This is a genomic window from Gordonia neofelifaecis NRRL B-59395, from assembly GCF_000192435.1.
GTDB classification, from domain to species: domain Bacteria; phylum Actinomycetota; class Actinomycetes; order Mycobacteriales; family Mycobacteriaceae; genus Gordonia; species Gordonia neofelifaecis.
In genome coordinates, this window is sequence record NZ_AEUD01000011.1 from 112,771 (window position 1) to 132,270 (window position 19,500).

General features: G+C 68.6%; 18 protein-coding genes, 1 tRNA gene and 1 riboswitch. Of the genes, 7 read left to right on the forward strand and 12 right to left on the reverse strand.

The features are described from left to right. Window positions 1–7: 7 nt before the first annotated feature. Window positions 8–1,285, reverse strand: a complete 1,278-nt coding sequence (locus tag SCNU_RS13250) for a DUF3662 and FHA domain-containing protein (RefSeq protein ID WP_009679889.1) — start codon at window positions 1,283–1,285, stop codon at window positions 8–10. Between the two features lie 261 nt (window positions 1,286–1,546). On the opposite strand from SCNU_RS13250, the gene SCNU_RS13255 reads away from it, so the two are divergent. Further along, a tRNA-Leu gene (locus SCNU_RS13255) sits at window positions 1,547–1,629 on the forward strand. A gap of 82 nt (window positions 1,630–1,711) precedes the next feature. On the opposite strand, the gene SCNU_RS13260 is transcribed toward SCNU_RS13255, so the two are convergent. Continuing rightward, window positions 1,712–2,893 (reverse strand): FAD-dependent monooxygenase, encoded by a 1,182-nt coding sequence (locus SCNU_RS13260; RefSeq protein WP_009679890.1) that lies wholly within the window; start codon window positions 2,891–2,893, stop codon window positions 1,712–1,714. Between the two features lie 96 nt (window positions 2,894–2,989). Here SCNU_RS13260 and SCNU_RS13265 point away from each other — a divergent pair, with 96 nt between their 5' ends. Together SCNU_RS13265 and SCNU_RS13270 are read left to right on the forward strand one after the other, a co-directional pair. Continuing rightward, entirely contained in the window at window positions 2,990–3,700 is a 711-nt protein-coding gene (locus SCNU_RS13265) for a TetR/AcrR family transcriptional regulator (RefSeq protein WP_009679891.1), read from the forward strand. 183 nt (window positions 3,701–3,883) lie between these two features. Further along, complete coding sequence (locus SCNU_RS13270) at window positions 3,884–4,660, forward strand: SDR family NAD(P)-dependent oxidoreductase (protein ID WP_009679892.1); 777 nt, start codon at window positions 3,884–3,886, stop codon at window positions 4,658–4,660. 43 nt (window positions 4,661–4,703) lie between these two features. Here SCNU_RS13270 and SCNU_RS13275 read toward each other — a convergent pair whose 3' ends face one another. From SCNU_RS13275 to SCNU_RS13285, 3 genes are all read right to left on the reverse strand, one after another. Continuing rightward, on the reverse strand, window positions 4,704–5,585 hold the full coding sequence (locus SCNU_RS13275; RefSeq protein ID WP_009679893.1) for a crotonase/enoyl-CoA hydratase family protein: 882 nt from the start codon (window positions 5,583–5,585) through the stop codon (window positions 4,704–4,706). 180 nt (window positions 5,586–5,765) lie between these two features. Further along, the gene (locus SCNU_RS13280; RefSeq protein ID WP_009679894.1) at window positions 5,766–6,491 is read right to left on the reverse strand and encodes a hypothetical protein; all 726 of its coding nucleotides are present in this window, start codon (window positions 6,489–6,491) and stop codon (window positions 5,766–5,768) included. 88 nt (window positions 6,492–6,579) lie between these two features. Next, window positions 6,580–7,782 carry a CaiB/BaiF CoA transferase family protein gene (locus SCNU_RS13285; RefSeq protein ID WP_040518444.1) on the reverse strand — a complete coding sequence of 401 codons (1,203 nt, stop codon included), beginning with the start codon at window positions 7,780–7,782 and terminating at the stop codon, window positions 6,580–6,582. Between the two features lie 288 nt (window positions 7,783–8,070). Between SCNU_RS13285 and SCNU_RS13290 the strand changes: the two genes are divergently transcribed. Both SCNU_RS13290 and SCNU_RS13295 read left to right on the forward strand, forming a co-directional pair. Further along, window positions 8,071–9,339, forward strand: coding sequence for a hypothetical protein (locus tag SCNU_RS13290; protein WP_040518427.1), 1,269 nt, complete (start codon window positions 8,071–8,073; stop codon window positions 9,337–9,339). After that, window positions 9,336–10,685 carry a lipase family protein gene (locus SCNU_RS13295; RefSeq protein WP_009679897.1) on the forward strand — a complete coding sequence of 450 codons (1,350 nt, stop codon included), beginning with the start codon at window positions 9,336–9,338 and terminating at the stop codon, window positions 10,683–10,685. Before SCNU_RS13290 ends, SCNU_RS13295 begins: the two co-directional genes overlap by 4 nt. 373 nt (window positions 10,686–11,058) lie before the next feature. On the opposite strand, the gene SCNU_RS13300 is transcribed toward SCNU_RS13295, so the two are convergent. After that, the gene (locus SCNU_RS13300; RefSeq protein WP_009679898.1) at window positions 11,059–11,886 is read right to left on the reverse strand and encodes a sigma-70 family RNA polymerase sigma factor; all 828 of its coding nucleotides are present in this window, start codon (window positions 11,884–11,886) and stop codon (window positions 11,059–11,061) included. A gap of 98 nt (window positions 11,887–11,984) precedes the next feature. Here SCNU_RS13300 and SCNU_RS13305 point away from each other — a divergent pair, with 98 nt between their 5' ends. Further along, on the forward strand, window positions 11,985–12,449 hold the full coding sequence (locus tag SCNU_RS13305) for a carboxymuconolactone decarboxylase family protein (RefSeq protein ID WP_009679899.1): 465 nt from the start codon (window positions 11,985–11,987) through the stop codon (window positions 12,447–12,449). Window positions 12,450–12,464: 15 nt separating this feature from the next. Here SCNU_RS13305 and SCNU_RS13310 read toward each other — a convergent pair whose 3' ends face one another. From SCNU_RS13310 to SCNU_RS13335, 6 genes are all read right to left on the reverse strand, one after another. Then, window positions 12,465–13,325, reverse strand: coding sequence for an SCO6745 family protein (locus SCNU_RS13310; protein ID WP_009679900.1), 861 nt, complete (start codon window positions 13,323–13,325; stop codon window positions 12,465–12,467). 5 nt (window positions 13,326–13,330) lie between these two features. Continuing rightward, window positions 13,331–14,455: a galactokinase gene (locus SCNU_RS13315; RefSeq protein ID WP_009679901.1), complete on the reverse strand. Its 1,125-nt coding sequence runs from the start codon at window positions 14,453–14,455 to the stop codon at window positions 13,331–13,333. 1 nt (window position 14,456) lies between these two features. Continuing rightward, the gene (gene galT, locus SCNU_RS13320) at window positions 14,457–15,581 is read right to left on the reverse strand and encodes a galactose-1-phosphate uridylyltransferase (RefSeq protein WP_009679902.1); all 1,125 of its coding nucleotides are present in this window, start codon (window positions 15,579–15,581) and stop codon (window positions 14,457–14,459) included. A 65-nt stretch (window positions 15,582–15,646) separates the two neighbouring features. After that, on the reverse strand, window positions 15,647–17,197 hold the full coding sequence (locus SCNU_RS13325; protein WP_009679903.1) for an MFS transporter: 1,551 nt from the start codon (window positions 17,195–17,197) through the stop codon (window positions 15,647–15,649). Then, entirely contained in the window at window positions 17,194–17,745 is a 552-nt protein-coding gene (locus SCNU_RS13330) for a TetR/AcrR family transcriptional regulator (RefSeq protein WP_009679904.1), read from the reverse strand. Before SCNU_RS13330 ends, SCNU_RS13325 begins: the two co-directional genes overlap by 4 nt. A 95-nt stretch (window positions 17,746–17,840) precedes the next feature. Continuing rightward, window positions 17,841–18,398 (reverse strand): TetR/AcrR family transcriptional regulator, encoded by a 558-nt coding sequence (locus SCNU_RS13335; RefSeq protein ID WP_040518428.1) that lies wholly within the window; start codon window positions 18,396–18,398, stop codon window positions 17,841–17,843. Between the two features lie 50 nt (window positions 18,399–18,448). Here SCNU_RS13335 and SCNU_RS13340 point away from each other — a divergent pair, with 50 nt between their 5' ends. Then, complete coding sequence (locus SCNU_RS13340) at window positions 18,449–19,252, forward strand: thioesterase family protein (RefSeq protein WP_009679906.1); 804 nt, start codon at window positions 18,449–18,451, stop codon at window positions 19,250–19,252. A 56-nt stretch (window positions 19,253–19,308) separates the two neighbouring features. Next, window positions 19,309–19,494: riboswitch (cobalamin riboswitch) on the forward strand. Window positions 19,495–19,500: the final 6 nt, after the last annotated feature.

Consider the following 19,500-nt stretch of genomic DNA (forward strand, 5'->3'; position numbering starts at 1 on the left):
GAATCGTTTACTGGAACCGGACGGTGATGTCGGAGTGGCCGAGTCGGATGCGGTCGCCGTCGGCGAGCTCCCAGCTGCTGACCTGCAGATCGTTGACGGTCGTGCCGTTGGTCGAGTTCAGGTCGGTGAGCATCGCGGTCTGGCCGTCCCAACGGATCTCGACATGGCGACGCGAGACGCCGGTGTCCGGGAGGCGGAACTGTGCGTCCTGACCGCGTCCGATCACGTTCGAACCCTGGCGGAGCGAGAAGGTGCGGTTGCTGCCGTCCTCGAGGACCAGAGTGATGGCCGACGGCGCGTAGCCCGCGGGCTGACCGTAGGCCGGCGCGGCGTAGCCCTGCTGGTCGTACTGGGGCTGCTGACCGTACCGCTGGTCGTAGCCCTGCGGAGCGTACTGCTGCTGGCCCTGGTCGTACGGCTGCTGGGCATAGCCCTGCTGGTCGTACTGGGGCTGCTGCGCGTACTGCTGGTCGTAGCCGCCCTGGTCGTACTGCGGCTGCGCGTAGCCCTGCTGACCCTGGTCGTACTGGGGCTGCTGACCGTAACCCTGCTGGTCATAGCCCTGCTGGTTGTAGTCGTACTGCTGCTGACCGTAGCCCTGGTCCGCCGGAGGCTGACCGTACTGCGGCTGCTGACCGTAGCCCTGCTGGTCGTACTGAGGCTGCTGCTGGTCGTAGGGCTGCTGGCTGTAGGCCTGCGGCTCCTGTCCCTGCTGCGGGTATCCGCCCTGCTGGTTGTAGTCGTACTGCGGGTGATTGGGGTCACCCTGCGGGGCGTAGCCGTAGTTCTGGCCGCCCTGATCGTTTCCGGGGGGATTGGTCATGGCTCGGGCTCCTCGGTCGAGACTGTCAGGTCTGTAGGTCTGCTGCTGGTCCGCCGGCGCTCGGCGCGGTGCCACGGGCCGTGGCGCGACGTCTGGGTCGACGACGCCACGAGCGCGGAACTGTCCGGTGTGCAATGACGGCGCTGGTTCGAACTCTACGACGACTGACCCATAAGTCTGCCACCCATTGTCCCGGATGAAGTCCTCCAAATGGCGGGAGAAGATCTTCCGGTTGAGTTCGTACTCGGTGGAGACCTCGTCGAGATCGGACGCACTCAAGGTCAACACATAGCTGTTGGCTACCAGTGTTGCGCCGTCGCCCAGGTCCTCCACCGACGTCTCGGCCTCCCGCTGCAGAGCGTGCTCGATCTCCTGCGGTGCGACCTTGCCGCCGAAGACACGGGCGAAACCGCCGTCTACGGCGGATTCGAGCTTCCGCTCGATCCGGTCAAAGAAACCCACGGGATCTCGTGCCCTTCTGTCGGTTGGCGTGTCGGCGTGCATACCTTGTCTCAACATGTTACCGGCCGTACCGCCGTCGCGGTGATCTCCGAATGACTCCTGTACCGCTCGTCACAGCAGTAACATCAGTGGTCGGCGGTAGTACGCGCGGCGTCTGCGCAGGTCAGCGCCCCTCCCGTGTAATCGTTTTTTATTTGCCCCGACATGCGTGCTATCTTTTTCAAGTCCACACGGACGACGGTCGTGCAAACGGCCGGCCACGGGCGAGTGGCGGAATGGCAGACGCGCTGGCTTCAGGTGCCAGTGTCCTTCGGGACGTGGGGGTTCAAGTCCCCCTTCGCCCACAGCGAGAACGAGCCGCGACATCGAAAGATGTTGCGGCTCGTTTGCGTTCGACGGCCGGTTCGGGCTCCTCGCTGTGCCAGTTCAGAGCAGCTCGTACTCCGGAATGCTGTCGTCGGTGGCGAAGGCATCCGTGACCCAGAGCATCGATCGGCGCATCAGGCCGTTCGTGAACGTCCAGTCGCGCATCCGGATGCGGAACGCCGACGGCGGAGCGAGGAAGGGGCCGGCGTTGCCTTTGCGGGCGATCCTCGTCGGCTTCTGCATGCGGCGGTCGTAGGCGGCGAACGCCTCGGTGTGATCACCTCGTGCCGCGACGAGTTCACCGGCGAGGACGTAGGCGCCGAGCAGTGCGAGACCGGTGCCGAATCCGCCGAGCGTGTTCGCGTAGCCTGCATCGCCGACCAGCGCGGTGCGACCGCGCGTGTAGGAGGTGGTCGTCGTGCGGGTGAGTGCGTCGAGATAGAAGTCCGGTGCGGTCCGTGCGGCGTCGAGCGCCGCGGCGGTCCGCCAGCCGTTGCCGGCGAACGCCGACTCCAGGAACGCTCGCTGAGAGTCGACGTCGTGACGGTCGTAGTCGGCGTTCGCGCTGCGCACGACGAACAGGGTGGGAGCCTTCTGCCCGCCGAGGAGGACCAGCCGGTCCGGCGTGTTGAAGCCATAGGCGACGACGCGGCCGCTCGGCAGCACGGTCGGCAGTCCGTCGAGCGGAACGGAGCAGTCCGCCACCGCGTAGTGGTAGCCGAGCGATTCGACGAAGCGCCCCTCGGGCCCGAACGCCAGCCGGCGCACGGCCGAATGCACGCCGTCGGCGCCGATGACGATGTCGAATCGCTCGGGCCGACGATGGGCGAAGACGACGTCGACGCCCGCCGGTGTCTCATTGAGGCCGACGATCTCATCGTCGAACACGAAGTCCGCGTCGCCCTTGCTGTGCGCGTAGAGGATCTGGGCCAGGTCGCCCCGGAGGATCTCGAGGTCGCCACCGATGAACTCGCCCGGGACGACGGCTCTGACGCGGTCGTCGGCATCGACCATCCGCCAGTCCGTCTTGACGGTCTGCGCGGCGCGGACATCGTCGAGGATCCCGGTGCGGGCGAGCAGCTCGAGATGAGTCGGGCCTTTGAAGTCGACGGCTTGACCGCCGGGGCGGACCGCGCCGGCCTTCTCGACGACCGTGACGTCGAATCGGTTGCGCCCGAGCCAACGGGCCAGGGCCGGCCCGGCGATGCTGGCCCCGGATATGAGGACCTTGGTGCTGTTCATCGATCGTCTCCGTTCCACTCGTCTTATTGCGTCCTATGGACACAGTAACTAATAGCGTATCTTGGACGCAATAGTTTCTCGGGAGGTGCTGTGGAAGTGAACGACGAGGCAGACGGATCCGACGCCGGCGTGCTGTGGCGGACCTCGACGTCGCCGCGGCGTGGACCCAAGCCGCGGTACACGCTCGACGGCATCGCCGCGGCGGCCATGTCCATCGCGGATGAGGACGGACTCGAAGCGGTCACGATGCAGCAGGTCGCGGCGCGACTCGGAACCACGAAGATGGCGTTGTACCGGTATCTGCCGGGCCGATCCGACCTCGACGCAGTCATGCTCGACCGCGCGCTCGGGCCGTCGCCCGCCGTCGAGCCGGGGGACTGGGCGGAGGGACTGACCGTCTGGACCCGAACCCTCTTCACGCGCGCGCTCGCGCATCCGTGGGCGGTCGAACTCGCGCAGCGACCGCATCTCCCCGGGCCCGAGGAGATGACGTGGTTCGAGACCGGTCTGGAAGCCACGGCATCGCTTCCGCTCGAGAGTGGGGAGCGGCTCGACCTCCTCGCATTGCTGTCGGGCCACGCGCTGTCGCTGGTGCGCCAGCGCGTCGGATCGGCGACGCCGGAGGAGGATCTGGCGGGACGTACCGCCGCGATCTTCGCCCACCATCGCGAGCGTTACCCGCGAACGGCGAGCGCTTTCGTCGAGGCAGGTCGTGAGGGGAGCCGTGACGCCGCGCTCGACTTCGGGGTGGAGCGGATTCTCGCGGGCACCGCTGCGCTCGTCGCCGAACGACGGTCGGCGGACTGAGGCTGAATCCCGGATCTCGTTCGAATCGGACACCGGGTTCCTCCCAGCGGGAGGTTCGGCTCGTAGACTCCCCGGTCGGTCGATCGCGGCGTAGCGTGTGCCGAACGCGGCGTCGAGAACCCCTTCGACCTGCGGCAGCGCCGACGATCAGTCGGCGATCGAGGACAGAGAGCGAGTACACAGATGGGCCGGTTGGAAGACAAGGTCGCGATCATCACCGGTGGCGCGAAGGGCATGGGCGAGGCGACGGCCCGGCTGATGGCGAGGGAGGGCGCGAAGGTCGTCATCGCCGACGTCGACGACGCGCGCGGACAGGCCCTCGCGGCCGAGATCGGCGACAGCGCCGAGTACGCGCACCTCGACGTCTCGAATGAGTCGGAGTGGCAAGCGGTCGTCAACGGCGCCGTCGCCAAGCACGGACGAGTCGATGCGCTGGTCAACAACGCAGGCATCCTCTACATGGCGGGTGTCGCCGACATCGAGCTCGATCGCCTGAATCAGGTGCTGCAGGTGAACCTCGTCGGCACGATCCTCGGTGTGAAGACGGTGGCTCCGGCGATGACGGCCGCCGGCCGCGGCTCGATCATCAACATCTCATCGGTCGACGGCCTGCGCGGCGTCAATGGGCTGAGCTCGTACGTCGCCTCCAAGTGGGCCGTCCGCGGCGTCACCAAGGCGCAGTCGCTGGAGCTGGGGCCGCACAAGGTCCGGGTCAACTCCGTGCACCCGGGCGGCGTCAACACCGAGCTCGGCAACCCGATGGGTGAGACGGGTGCGAGTCTGGACGCCCACTACGGCGCGGTTCCGCTCCAGCGGATCGGTCGCCCCGAAGAGGTCGCTGCGGTCAGCGCCTTCCTGGCCAGTGATGAGGCCTCCTACATCACCGGCGCGGAGATCGCCGTCGACGGTGGCTGGTCGTCCGGTGTCTACTACGCGGGTCTGCCCGGCGATCCGGCCTGAGCTGGTCTGATGCCCGGCGACGTCATCGTCGCCGGTCATCTGCCTATCGACGTTCGGTCCACTCCTCGTAGAACTCCGGCATCTGAGAAGCCTTCGAGCGGAAGTCGGCCGGGCGCTTCTCGAGGAACGCGCGCACGCCGTCGTCGCCATCGCCGATGCTCGTGTAGAACATCGCCAGCGAGTCGATGCGATGCGCCTCCACCGGGTGATCCTGCGCGGAGTTCCGGTACAGCATCTGGCGGGCGAAGGCGACGGCCATCGGCGACCGTCCCTTGGTCCAGGCGTCGGCGAGCTCGCGCGCGGCGTCGAGTAGATCGTCCGGCTCGTGGACGCTCTGGGCCAGACCGGCGTCGAGAGCTGCCTGGGCGTCGAGGATGTCGGCGCGATACACCAGGTCCAGCGCCTTCGGCAGGCCGACGACCCGCGGCAGGAACCACGACGAGGCCGCCTCGGGGACGATGCCCAGACGGCCGAAGACGAAACCGATCCGGCCCTTGGTCGACACCAGTCGCGCGTCCATCGGCAGGGTCATGGTGGCGCCGATCCCGACCGCCGCGCCGTTGATCGCGGCGATCACCGGTTTCCGGCAGTCGTGGATCGTGAGTGTCACCCGGCCGCCCGTGTCGCGCACTCGGGCCAGTTCGGGATCGTCGAGGTCCTCCAGATCGGCGAGCCCGGGCCGCTTGGAGTTGTCGAGGCCGAAGACGTTCTCGCCCTCGGTGGCCAGATCCATTCCCGCACAGAACGCACGACCGTTACCGGTCACGATCACCGCGCGGACCGAGTCGTCGTCGTTGACGGCGCGGAACGTGGCCTCCAGTTCCTGTCCCATCTTCACGGTGAACGCGTTGAGGTTCTCGGGCCGGTTGAGGCGGACGATCAGGATTCCGTCCTCGTTCTCTTGTGTCAGTGTCGTCAGTTCCATGTGGTGCTTGCTCCTGGTGTCGAAAGTGTCGTTCACGGGGCGGTCGAAGGCCGGTGATTGCAGCTTAGAAGGGCGCCTTACGGGGACGCTGCGATCAGACATCGCAAGAATCTGCCCTGGAAGGGGCCACCGAGGGCAGATTGCCCTCGGTGGCCGCTGAGGCGACGGATTGTTTGTGGGTCAGCCCCGCCCTCGAATCGGACGGGCCGGATTCAGCTTGTCCCCGTCCGCAGTGATCCGGTGGTTCGGTGCGGCGGGCCAGGCCTCGACAGCCGAGCTGAGCAGGATCCGATCGGCTGCCGCGGAACTCGCGCCGATGTAGGTGCAGATGAAATCGAAGTGTGAGCACACGTACCAGCTGCGATCCTCGGGCCACCACATGTTCGCGCGCAGCCCGTGAAGGCTCTCGGCAGCGCGACTGGACGGTCCGGACGTCAGGTAGAAGTTGAAGGCCCCGATGCGTGCCTTCGGGAAATCGCGTGCGATGTCCTCGTGTGCGGTGTTGCCTTCCCAGAATGCGAAGGTGCACGAGACGTCGGTGCGGTCGCCGGTGAGCAGTCGGGCGATCTCATCGATCATCGTGCCTGGCGCGAAGTCGATGTAGGACGGTCCACTGTTGCAGGGCACGACGAGCTCGTCGGCGCCGCCCGTCGAGATGTTCGTCCATTGCATCTCGGCATGGGCGATCCGCCCGTTCACCCGGGCGACGTCGGACCATGAGAACTGCTCGATCGGCTGGTCGTCGATCGTCCGCTCGACGGGATGAAGCACCCGGAGATATCGGTCATAGCCGGACGGAACCAACTCGGCGACGGTGCCCTCGTAGGGCGGCGCGAGGCGGTCATTGATCCACGCCGCGGCGGTCATGTCACGGAGGAGGTCGTCGCGAGTCCATTCTCGTCGCATCGGGAGCCCGTTCGTCGTTTGCCGAACCCTGATCGAATCAGACAATCGGCGTGAGTACTGCCGGATCGCCGACGACCGCCCGCTCCGATCACCCGCCCAGGCGAACCACGCCGGCGTCGGCCAGGCGGTCCACATCCGCCGGGGCGTAGCCCGCCTCCGCCAGCAGCGCGGCGGTCTGGGCGCCGAGCGCGGGGACATCGCCCATCGAGGCCTCCACATCGCCGAACGTCGCCGGGGGAAGGAGTGCCTTGACCTGGGCGAACGGGGTGCCGACGGTACGCCAGCGGTCGCGGGCGGCCAATTGCGGATGGTCGGCGACATCGCCGAGTTGCTTGATCTGGGCGGCGGGGATTCCGGCGTCCGCCAGTTTCGCGTCGAGCTCGGCTGTGGTCCAGAGGCGCGTGCGGTCGGCGACCGCGGCGTCGCACGCGGCTCGGTTCTCGACGCGGCTCATGTTGGTGGCGAAACGCGGATCGTCGGTGAGCTCCGGAACACCGAGCACCGTGGTGAGAGCCCGCCAGCCGCCGTCGCTCTGCACGCCGATCAGGATCTGGCCGTCGCGGGTGGGGTAGGAGTCGTACGGCGCGATGGAGACATGACTGACGCCCATCCGCGGTGGCTGCTGCCCGGTGTACATCTGCGTGTAGAGCGAGTGGCCCATCCATTCGACGGTCGACTCCAGCATCGAGACCTCGATCGCGGCACCCTCGCCGGTCCGGTAGCGGCGCAGCAGCGCCGCGAGAACGGCTTGCGCGCAATACATTCCGGACGCGATGTCGGCGGTCGGGATCCCGGTCTTGACCGCGTCGTCGGGGGTGCCGGTGATCGAGATGAGACCGCTCTCGGCCTGGATCAGCATGTCGTAAGCCTTGCGCTGCTCGAACGGCCCTCCGGTCCCGTAGCCCGACAGGTCGACGGTGACCAGTCCGGGATGGGCGGCTCGCAGTTCGTCGGACCCGAGGCAGAGGCGCGCGGCGGCACCGGGCGCCAGGTTCTGCAGGAAGACGTCGGCGCTCGCGATCAGCGTCTGGACGATGTCGCGACCTTCGGCCGACTTGAGGTCGACGGCCAGGGACTCCTTGCCTCGGTTCAACCAGACGAAGTGGGCGCCCGTGCCGTGCACGGCCTCGTCGTACGCGCGGGCGAAGTCGCCGCCGTCCGGCCGCTCCACCTTGATGACGCGGGCGCCGAGATCGGCGAGGTGCCGCGAGGCGAGGGGAGCGGCGACCGCCTGCTCGAGAGTCACGACCGTCACGCCGTCGAGCGGGAGCAGGGATTCGACATGTGCCATGCGAATCAGTGTCGCATCGGCGGAGGTCGGCCCGGCGCCCGCGGCGGGACCCGGCACCGTCCCATGTTCGGGCGATTCGTGCGGCGCGGATCCGGTTGCCGCCGAAGCGATATCCGGCATCCTTCGTTGTTCGGACCAGCGCGTTCGACGGAGAATCGTGCTGTGACCTGCGTGATGAGACGGATCGTGCCATTTTGCATTGTGACATCGGAGTGTTTCACTGTCCGGGGCCCGATGGAGACTGTGCCGCTCGCAGAACAGCGGTGCGCGGGCCGGAGGAGGTGACCGATGCGGTCGATTAGTGTGTCGGGTATTCGGGCCGTGTTCGTCTCGGCGTTGGTGCTGACGGTCGCCGTCGGCGGGGCGGCGCTTGCTTCGCCGCGGGCGTCGGCCGCGCCGGAGCTCGATCGGTACCTGAATCTGCCGATGGTCAACCGCGATGCCGATCACGGTCCGGGCGGCGTCAATCCGGCGCTGCCGACCGATCCGGCCGTGCTGCGGGGTCTGCTCGACGAGGCGCGCGAACGAGGGGTCGCGCCGACGTCGTACCAGGCTTTGCTGTTGCAGTACCGGCTCGCCGACACGACGGCCGCGGCCGGGATCGATCTCAAGTCGTGGAATCCGCGCGCCGGTGTGACCGCGAACCGCGGGAACCTCGCGAAGTCGTACCAGTTCTACAAGAATCTCCAGCTCGACCACCGAGAACTGCAGTGGGCGGGCATGGGCGGTCTCGTCGGCGCGGACTTCGGCGGTGGCCTTCTCGATTTCGAGCTGGCGACGAACGTCTACGCGTTCACTCGACTGGCACCGGTGGCGAACGCGATCGTGACCGAGACCAACCGCGCGTTCGGCCCGGCGATCATCGACCGGCTGCCGACCGGCCTTCGCGCTCTCGCGCGCGTCGGCGCGACGATCACGCCCGCGGACCTCCAGTACGTCCAAGGCTCGATCCTGGTGATGCAGAAGAACATCTTCAGCGATCTCATGCCCATGCATCGCGCATACGTGACTGGCGGGCTCCCAGCACTCCGCGAGATGTACGACGCGGGACTGTTCCCCGCCGACATCATGCGAGCGTGGGAGCAGGTCGCCACCAAGACCCCCGACGGCATCGCGGCAGGCAACGCCAGGCTGCTCAAGCGCGAGCAGGGCGACATCGTCAGCAAGCAGTGGGACGCGGTCCGCGCCTACCGCGGCGACATCGGTGAGGCGATGACCTACGCCAGCACCCTCGCCGGCTCGCCGTCGGTGGCCGGAGTGCTGCCGCTGCGGTCGTACAAGCCGCTCCAGCTCACCGGCACCACGCCCGACCGCCGCGTGGTCACCGTGACGGTGCCGCTGCCGTCGTGGAACTGGTCCGTGTTCGACCAGCGCTGGGACTACATCACCGATCAGCTCCTCCCGAAGTACCGCTACCAGGTGGAGAACCGCTGGTCGGACCTGCGCCGCGAGCTGGTGATCCCCGCGGATGCGCAGATGGAGCAGCATCGACCGATCTGGAACCTGCTGCCGATGATGCAGTCGGCGCTCGACACGCTGAAGGCGGAAGTCCGATGACAGCGGCCAGGCGCGCGTCCGCCGTGGTGGCCGCGGTCGCCGTCGTCGCGTCGATCCTCGCCGCGTCGATCCTCGCCGCGCCGGCTCACGCGGGCCCGCGCACCCGGACACCTGCGCTCGGCGAGGTCTTCAACGGTTTCGTGATCGGCACCTTCGCGCACGGTCGGATGGCGGGTCCCGACGAGATCCTGGAGCCGCTCCGGGCCACCGACCCGTTCTATCGCGAGCCGCGGCTGTCCGGCACGGAGAAGCCCGGCACCCTGCTGAAGTCGAAGCCCGTCGCCGTGCAGTACACCGGCTTCCGCCCGGGTGACGTGACCGCCTACAAGATCATGTACGTGACCACCGCCCTCGACGGCACCGCGGACGTCAGCACCGGGCTCATCATGATCCCGCGCGACGGGCGGTCCGATGCGAAGCGCCCGATCGTCAGCTACCAGATGGCCAACGACAGCGTCGGCGGCAACTGCCATCCGTCGGCCATGTGGACCGGCGCCGATCCGCTCGACGGCGCCGCGATGTCGGCGCTCGGCCCGCTGGCGCAACTGTTCGGCAAGGGATACGCGGTCGTCATGTCCGACGTCGGCAACAACGGCGACCCGAATCCACACGGCGTCTTCGCGGGCAAGTACAACGCTCGCACCAGCCTCGACGCGATCCGGGCGGCCTTCGCGGTCACCGACGCCGGCCTCTCGCGCACGGCCCCGATCGGCCTGTTCGGCATCGCGGGCGGCGGCGTCGGCACCGGCCACGCGCTGGAGATGAAGGATCGCTACGCGCCCGAACTCCAGATCAAGGCGGCCGTGCTCGAAGGCATGGTGCCGAACTACCGCAACTTCATCGCGACCGCCGACGGATCCGTCGGGTCCGGATTCGCGATGGCGACGCTGCTCGGTCTCGAGCCGCACTATCCCGACATGCGTCTGAACGATCACCTCAACGACGCCGGCCGCGCGGTCGCTGACTACTACCGCACCCAGTGCCAGAGCCCCGGGTACTTCACGCTGCCGTTGGTGCCGCTGCGGACGCTGTTCAAGGGCGATCAGCCACCGGCGGGAATCGCGTCGTTCCAACGCGCCTATCGCGACAACGTGATGGGTCTCGGCACCCCCGCGAAGGGCGTGCAGACGCTGGTGGCGTCGTGTGCCGCCGACGATTCGCCGATGTCGCTGGTGCCCGCGGCCGACTCGCGGAAGCTCGTCCACGACTGGCGCAGCCGCGGCGGCCTGGTCGACTACCAGCCGACCGACTGCAGCATGGTCGAGGCCATCACCGACATCTACGGCTGGGGAACCGATCTCTTCGGCATGCAGACCGTCGACTGGCTGGCCGCGCACCTGAAGTAGACGGAGCGCTGCAAGGCGGTCTCTTATTACCGCAGGTCACCGCTCCCGTCACGAGGGCAGTGAGTCCCTCCCAGGTCGACCACTTCGGGGCACTCGCTGCCCTAGTAGATTCTGGACCGGAGCGAGGCCGCCGCCGGCCGCCGCCGTCCTCCGCGTCCCCGCCATCACGTCTGATGGACATATAGTCCGCGAACACTCCTCACGGGGACGCGCAAGTCACCACTAAGGGGTGTCGAGTAGCCCGTGAACCCTTCGGCGGAGCTCACGAGAACCCGGGTGCGAGCGTGTCGAGACTCGGGGTGTCGGGCGGTCTCGATGCGCCTCGTCACTTCGTTCCTCGGCTTACTCGACCATCGGGGGAAGGCGCTCTCGGCTACCCGGCCGCCTGCACCTCGACGACCGCGAGTTCGTCGGCCCGGAGTGTCGCATCGATCGCGGCGATCGATCCGGTCGGGGTGAACGAGACGTCCATGACCAGGAGCATGGCGTCGGTGCCGGACGGGTGCGGCACGGCCACGCCGATCTTGCCGTCGAGCAGCACCGTCAGCGCCGACTTGGCGCGGAACATGAATGCCTCCGCGATCGCCGGCGCGCCGTTGACCAGGGCGGGCGGCTCGTCGTCGGTGAAGGTCCGGAACACCGCGTCGGGATCGAGCAGTTCGACGAGCGCGCCGAAGTCTCCGTCGCGGGAAGCCGACAGGAACGCCGCGACGGCGCTCGCGCGGCGGGAACTCGCGTCGGGCGGTGCCGCGGACACTCGCTTGCGTGCCCGGCTCGCGACCTGGCGGGTGGCCGCGGGCGACTTTCCGAGAATCGAGGCGACGTCGTCGAACGGCACCCCGAACACGTCGTGCAGGACGAACGCGACGCGTTCGGCGGGCCCGAGGTTGTCGATCACCGCGCTCATCGCGGACCCCACGGCTTCGGCGAGTTGCGCCTCATCGGCGGGCCCGGTGCGCGGGTCGGGCCGGTCGGCGTCCTCGATCGGCGCGGTGTCGCGGCGGGCACGCAGCATGTCGAGGCAGATGCGGGAGACGACCGTCGTCAGCCAGGCGGTCGGGTTGTCGATCTCGTCGTCGACATCCATGGCGCGGAGCCAGGCCTCCTGCACCGCCTCCTCCGCATCGGCGGGCGCGCCGAGCATCCGCGTGGCCACCGACATCAGTCGGGGACGAGCGTTCTCAAAGATTTCCGTCTGCATGTGTCACATCCTTCTCCGTTGATCCGTCATATGAGTGACGGGGCAGTCGCTCCGCATGTGACAGACGCCCGGCGCCGCCGGGACCGACGCAAGGAGACATGACCATGAACGCACGGATGACCAACCCCGTGATGCTGCTTCCCGGCGTGTTCGACGCCCTGATGGCGATCCACAAGACCGTCGCCGACACCGGCCTGCCGCAGGACCTCTGCGAGATGGTGAACATGCGGGCCAGCCAGCTCAACGGCTGCAGCACGTGCCTCGACGGCCACTGGCGGATCGCCCGCAAGCTCGGCGTCAGCGACGAGAAGCTGTTCGCCGTCGGCGCGTGGCGGGACTCGCCGTACTTCTCCGACGCCGAGCGCATCGCGCTGGAGATGGCGGAGGAACTGACCGAGCTCTCGAACAAGCCCGAAGCGGTCTCCGACGAGCTGTGGGAGCGCGCCGCCGACGAGTTCGACGAGGCGCAGCTCGCCGCACTCGTCGTCGCGATCGGCAACATCAACCTCTACAACCGCGTGAACCATGCGACGCGCCAGGTCGGCGGCTCGTGGAAGCCGTGAACACGGGACGGGCCGTCAGGCCTTCTTTCGGGTTCCGGGCAGCACGCCCGCGTCGATCACCGGCTTGACGAAGCGTCGGGTGCGTTCGATCAGATCGGCGAAGCTCGCGTCGAGGCTCGCTCCGGTCAGTTGATCGGTGCGTGCCTCGATGTCCTGGTACATCGCGTACCCGTCAGCGGTGAGCCGGTGGTCGTCGCCGACGCGCTCCGCGAGGCCGCGGTCGGCGAGCCGGTCGACGGCGGCATTCCAGTCGTCCTCCGACCATCCGCGGGTCAGCAGGAAGAAGCGATGGCCCAGCACCCGACGCGGAACGTCCTCCGGCAGCTGCGCCTCGTGGAAGACGCCGGCGTCGATGCCGTCGAGACCGTGGCTGATGAGCTCGGCGATGTGGTTGTCGCCCCGCCATTCGCGCAGCACCGACAGGTGCCGCCACAGCGCGAGATGCGGTGCCTCGGGAATCGCCGACGCCGCCCAGGCCGCGCCCAACGGACGACCCGAGACGGGCAGCCCGTCGAGCAGCGACTCGAATTCGGGGAGCAGCGGCGCGATCTCGTCGCAGGCGTCGCCGAGGATCGACCGGTACTGCTCGTCGAGCATGGCGTAGCGGCGCTCGTCGATCGCGGCCAGCCCGGCGGCGCGGGCCCGCTCCCACGCCGACTCGGTCAGCGATGGCGAGAAGTTGTAGAAGGCGGCGGTGACCACCGGCCCGGCCGCCTCGCCGAGCGGCACCGCGCGGGCGCCGACGTAGAAGGCGTGGCCGTCGAGTCCGAGGTCGGTCTGCGCGGCGCCCAGACCCGGATTGAAGTACGCGAGAACGTGATACGGCTCGAGTGACTGGTAGGCGCGGCGTGCGATGGCGGCGTTGTCGGTGCTCATCTGAGTCACCTTGCCATCTGGAGACCCGCTCCGCCGCCGGGACGGACGGGAGTGACTGTCGGACGGGGCAGCCCGCTCTGCTCGACGCGGTCGGGCAGAGCGGTTCGGATTCGCTGCGCGGCCTCGGCCGGAGCGAGCACGACGACGCTGCCGCCGAACCCGCCGCCGGTCATGCGTGCGCCGAAAGCGCCTGATTTCCTTGCTGTTTCGGCGATGAGGTCGATTCCTTCGGTGGTGATCTCGAAATCGTCCCGCATCGACGCGTGCGAGGCGTCCATCAGCCGTCCCAGGCCGGGAAGATCGCCGGCGCGCAGCGCGGCAGCAGCGTCGTGCACTCGTCGATTCTCGGTCAGCACATGCCGAGCGCGGCGCCGCAGCACGTCGTCGCGGAGTTCGCGCCAGCCGTCGTCGTGGATGTAGCGAAGACTGTGCGCGGACAGATGGCGCGCCGCCTCCTCGCACGCCAGGCGACGGCTGCGGTACTCGCCCGCGACGTTGCGATGCGGCGCGCGTGAGTCGATGACGAGCAGGGACGTGGTGCCGAGGTCGACGGGAACCGGAGTGACCTGCAGCGAGCGGAAGTCGAGCAGGAGCGCGGTGTCGACCTCGCCGAACAGGCTGCTCAGCTGGTCGAGCAGACCGGTCGGCGCGCCGACGTAATCGTTCTCCGCGCGCTGGGCCAGCAACGCCAGGGTGCGCCGGTCCGGGTTCGTCGCGGCAGCCGCGGTCAGCGCTCGCAGGACCGCGCACTCCAAGGCCGCCGACGACGACAGTCCGGCGCCGACGGGGAGGTCGGAGCTGATCGACATCCGCCCACCCGGGACGTCTGTGCCGCGCTCGCGCAGTGCCCAGACGCAGCCGGCGACGTACGCGCCCCATCCGGTCACGCCGCCCGGCGCAGTGTTCAGAGGGATGCGGACGGAGTGGGATTCGAGGTCGGAGGAGGCGGTGATCGAGTCGGTGGCCGGATCGGGGACGAAGCTGACCGTCGTGCCGAGCTGCAGTGCGATCGGGAGTGCGAAGCCCTCGTTGTAGTCGGTGTGTTCGCCGATCAGGTTGACGCGCCCGGGTGCGTACGCGCGGATCGTCGCGGTTCCGGGCGCGGAGCGGTCGGGCGGCGCCTCAGCCATGTCATCCATGGTGCACCCCCGGGTCGAGAGCCGCACGCAGTCCGGCCGCGATGTCCTCGGGCGTCTTGTCGGTGATGAAGGCATCCCGCGCCGACTCCGAACCCGCGAGATACTTCAGCTTCTCCGCGCTCCGCTGGATCGAGAAGACCTCGGCGTGCAGCCGTCCCTCGGCGGCGCCGATCCGATACTGATGCCACGACGCCACATACGGCAGCGGGCGGTCGTAGAGCGCGTCGCAGGCGCGGAGGATCGACTGGTAGACCGCGGCGAGGTCGTCGGCCTCGTCGTCGGTCAGTTCGGCGAGCCGGCGGACCCCGCGGTTCGGGTAGACGTGTGCCTCCACCGGCCAGCGGGCCGCGTACGGCACGAAGGCGGTGGTGAGGGCGGTGCGGACGAGGATGCGCTCGCCGTCGTCCACCTCGTGGGCGAGGATCGAGTCGAAGAGATCGTCGCCGGTCCGGGCGCGATGCCGGGCCGCCTCACGCATCATCGACTCGGTCCGCGGGGTGATGAACGGATAGGCGTAGATCTGTCCGTGCGGATGCGCCAGCGTCACGCCGACCTCCTCACCACGATTCTCGAAGCAGTGCACCTCCGTCACCTCGTCGAGCGCGAGGAGTTCCTCAGTGCGGTGGGCCAGCACGTCGATGGCGAGGCGGGCCTGTCGCGGAGGCAGCGACCCGAAGGAGCCGTCGTGATCGCTGGTGAAGCAGACGACCTCGCAGCGCCCCACCCCCGGCCGTTCGGCGCGGAGGTCGTCGGCGGGTGCCGGGACCGCGGACCCGGGGTCCGACGAGCCCGCGAGCGAGGGGAAGCGGTTCTCGAACACCGCGACCCGGTAATCCGCCGCCGGAATCTCACCGGTCAGACCGTCGGGATCGGGACACAGCGGGCACTCGCGCCGCGGCGGCAGATGCGTTCGATCCTGACGGGCCGGCGAGATGACGACCTCGTCGCCTGTGACGGGGTCGCGGCGGATCACCGTCTGCGGGGCTGCGGGCCGGGGCGGCAGGTCGCGGCGGTCGACGCCGAGCGGGGGCGGGGCGCCGACGTCGAACAGCAGGATCTCGCGGCCGTCGCTGAGCCGTCCGCGGTTCGGTTCGGGGAGAGTCCTGCCTGCTGACACGCCGCGAACCTATCACCGGCGCGCGAGGATCGGCCCGTTCGAACCGGCCGGCACGGCACGGATCGTCAGTGCGCGGCGTCGACCTTCGCGTCGATCCGGGTGCCTGCCGGGACGAGCGCGTAGACCAGCGCGCCGACGGCGACCATGATGATGCCGCCGATGAGGCTGGTGACCTGCATCGACTCGGTGAATGCGGCGCCGGCCCGGGCGGCCAGCTCCGGCATGTCGAGCTGCTCGGCGATACCCGCTGCGGAGCCGATGGATTCGCGTGCGGCGTCGTGCAGGGTGGGATCGAGCGTGTCGAGAGCGCCGGATGCGTCCAGCTGTCCGCGGTACAGGACGGCGGCGACGCTGCCGAGCAAGGCGACGCCGATGACACTGCCGAGTTCGTACGACGTCTCCTCCATCGCCGCCGCGTTGCCCGCCCGGTTCTCCGGACTGCCCGACATGATCAGCGCGGAGCCGATCGCGAGCGCGCCCATGCCGATGCCGACCAGGATCAGCGACACCACCGCTGAGGCGTAGTGCAGCTCGCCGGGGATCAGGTACACCAGGATCATCCCGATACCGGCGGCGGCGATTCCGCCGGCGATCACGGTGCGCGGCCCGATCCGTTCCGCGAGGGCGGGCGCGGCGAGCGATGCCGCGGCCGCGGCGATCGCCAGCGGCACCAGCTGCAGACCCGCGCGGATCGGGGAGCTGCCCTCGACGGCCTGCAGCCACTGCGCGAGGAGCAGCAGCGCGGCGGCCATGGCGAACATGGAGCCGAGTGCCGCGGCGATGCCGCCTGTGAAGACACGATTGCGGAACAGACCGACGTCGAGCATCGGCCGTTCCTGCCGCAGGCTGCGTCGCACGAACAGCGTGAGGAGGGCGACACCGGCGACGAAAGCCGCCCAGCCCTCCGGTACCAGCAGGCTCGACTCGGCGCCGAAGTGCTTGACCGACCACATCAGCAGCACCATCCCGGAGAACGACAGCGCGATGCCGAGCCAGTCCCAGGCGCCCGGGTCGGACGACCGGGACTCGGGCAGCAGGAACAGTCCGGCGACGACCGCCAGCGCCATCAGCGGGGCGTTGACCAGGAACGCCGACTGCCAGGAGAAGTGCTCCACCAGGAAGCCGCCGATCAGCGGTCCGATCGCGGCGCCGAGACCCGCGACGGACGCCCAGACCGCCAGGGCTCGCGCTCGCTGAAGCGGATCGGCGAACAGCACCCGGATCGTCGACAGCGTGGTCGGCATGATGAACGCGCCGCCGATGCCGAGGAGCGCGCGGACGGCGATCACCGCGGGCGCCGACTCGGCGACCAGGACCAGCAACGACGCCCCGCCGAAGATCGTGTACCCGACCAGCAGCATGCGTTTGCGCCCCCACCGGTCGGCCAACGACGCCGCGGGCACCAGCAGACCCGCGAGCACCAGGGAGTAGACGTCGACGATCCACAGCAGTTGGGTCGCGGTCGGCTCCAGGTCGGCGGACATCGCGGGCAGTGCGATGTTGAGAATCGTCATGTCCATGACGATCACGAGCAGGCTGGCGCTGAGGACCGCGGTGGCGATCCACGCGCGCACGGTGGAGAAGCCTGCGCCTTCGGCGGTCGGCGAAGTGGTCATGACAGTGATCGTTTCTGCGCCATGAAGGGCGCGACGAGGGTGTGGAGGAACTGCTTGGAGACGGGGGCGTCGTGCAGGGCGGCGTGGACGGTGACGCCGTCGGCGAGCATCGCGAGTGCGAGTGCATTGTCCGGGCCGACGTAGCCGGTCAGGATGTCGACGAGGTTGTGCTGCCAGCGCAGGGCGAGGGTGCGGAGTTCGGCGTCGAAGGCCGCGGCCGACATCAGCGAGACGTCGGCGGACACGTTGCGGCTGTTCGTCAGGTAGTCGTGCATCTGCTCGACGAGCACCTCGACGGATCCGCCGGAGTCGGCGAGACTCTGTCGCACCGCGTCCAGATCGTCGTCGATCTCGGTGGCCAACCGGGCCAGTGCCTGCGTGCGGAGGTCGTCGATGGACGAGAAGTACTGCGTGGTGGAGCCGAGCGGCACACCCGCACGTTCGGCGACCCGTCGGTGCGTCAGTCGCTCCGGGCCGAGTTCGACGACGAGATCGGCCGCAGCCTCGACTATCGCGGCACGACGTGCCTCCGGATCTCGTTTCGTCACGGTCGCCTCCTGGTTCTGTACGTATGTACATGTACATTTGTACAGGAATTGCGCCGAGACGGCACATGGCCGGTGGATGCGGGGGTGGTCGGCTGTCAGCCCCAGACGTGCCGGACGTGCTCGATCAGAGCATCGAGAGGGGTGGTCGAACGCAGCGTGCGGGAGGTGATGATCGCGCCCTCCATCGAGGCGACGAGGAACTCGCCCGCCCGCCGAGCATCGTCGGCCGGCGTGCCGTCCGCTTCGAAAGCGGCCGCGACCTGGTCCGAGAGGGTCCGGAAGGCGCGGGCCGCCTGCTGTGCGGCCGCCGGGTAGTCGGTCGCCGAGATGGAGGCGGCGACGAGCGGGCAGCCGAGTTCGTAGTCGCTGGAGCGCAGGATCCGCTTCCATCGTTCGATGGTGATGACGAAGCCGTCCACGGCCGTGCGGTCGGCGAGGGCGGACGCGAGCCGGGTCGATGCGAACCGACCGGCTTCGGCGGTCGCCTCGGCGAGCAGTTGCCCCTTGCCTTCCGGAAAGTGCTGGTACATCGACCGCCGGGCGACTCCGCTGTGCTCCATGAGCTCGGACATGCCGAAGCCGTCGGCGCCTTTGCTCCGCAGCAGCACTGTCGCTGAGAGCAGCAGCCGTTCGCGGACGGGGGGCGTGGTCATGGACACAGTGTACTCGCAAGTAGAACGATCATTCTGTTAGTTTCGTGAGTATGACACACGTTTTCGATGAGGCGATCGCGCTGGTGCCGATCGCACCCGCGCCGGAGTACGTCGTCCGCGCCACCACGCATCCGGCTTACAACAACATGGTCGGCCCGTTCGGCGGTGTCACCGCGGCGACGGTCGTCAACGGCATCCAGCGGCATCCCGAGGTACTCGGCGATCCGCTGGCCCTGACGATCAACTATGCGGCCCCGATCGCGGAAGGTGAGTGGGACCTCGCGCTCGAGCCGGTGCGCACCAATCGCACCAACCAGCACTGGACGTTCGCGATCCGGCAGGCCGATCAAACGGTCGCGACCGGCACCGCGGTGTTCGGGACCGTCCGCGACACCTGGGGCGACACCGAGTCGACACCGCCGTCGGTGCCGCCGGTCGACGACGTCGAGCCGTCGGACTTCCCCGACTTCATCGCGTGGGCCAAGAGCTACGACAAGCGTTTCGTCGTCGGTGGCATCGACGCGAAGTCCGACGATTCGACGTCCACCTACTGGCTGCGCGACGAGCCCGCGCGTCCGCTCGACTTCCCGGCGCTCACGGCGATGACGGACTCGTTCTTCCCGCGCGCCTTCCTGCGGCACGGGACGTACATGCCCGCGGGAACCATCACGCTCACCACGTACTTCCATGCGACCGCGGAGGAACTCGCCGCCCACGGTGCACGGCACGTGCTGGCGACGGCGAAAGCCGCCCGATTCGGGCACGGGCACTTCGATCAGTACGGCCAGATCTGGTCCGACGACGTGCTGCTCGCGACGACGCATCAGCTCGTCTACTTCAAGAACCCCGCCTGAGACGTCTGCGGTGAGTCGACCGGCGCGAATCGGCACTTCGATCCGCGCCGGATAGACTCGCCGAGATACGTCACGGTGCTCGGGAAGTCCGGTGAAACGCCGGCGCGGTACTCGCCACTGTGAACAGGTCCGGTAGTCGCCGGGAGTGCAAGACTCCAGCCACTGGGTGCTCGTCGCCCGGGAAGGCGCGACCGCCGGCAGCCCTGTGAAGCCAGGAGACCGGCCGCGGCGTAACCCCGAAGTTCCAC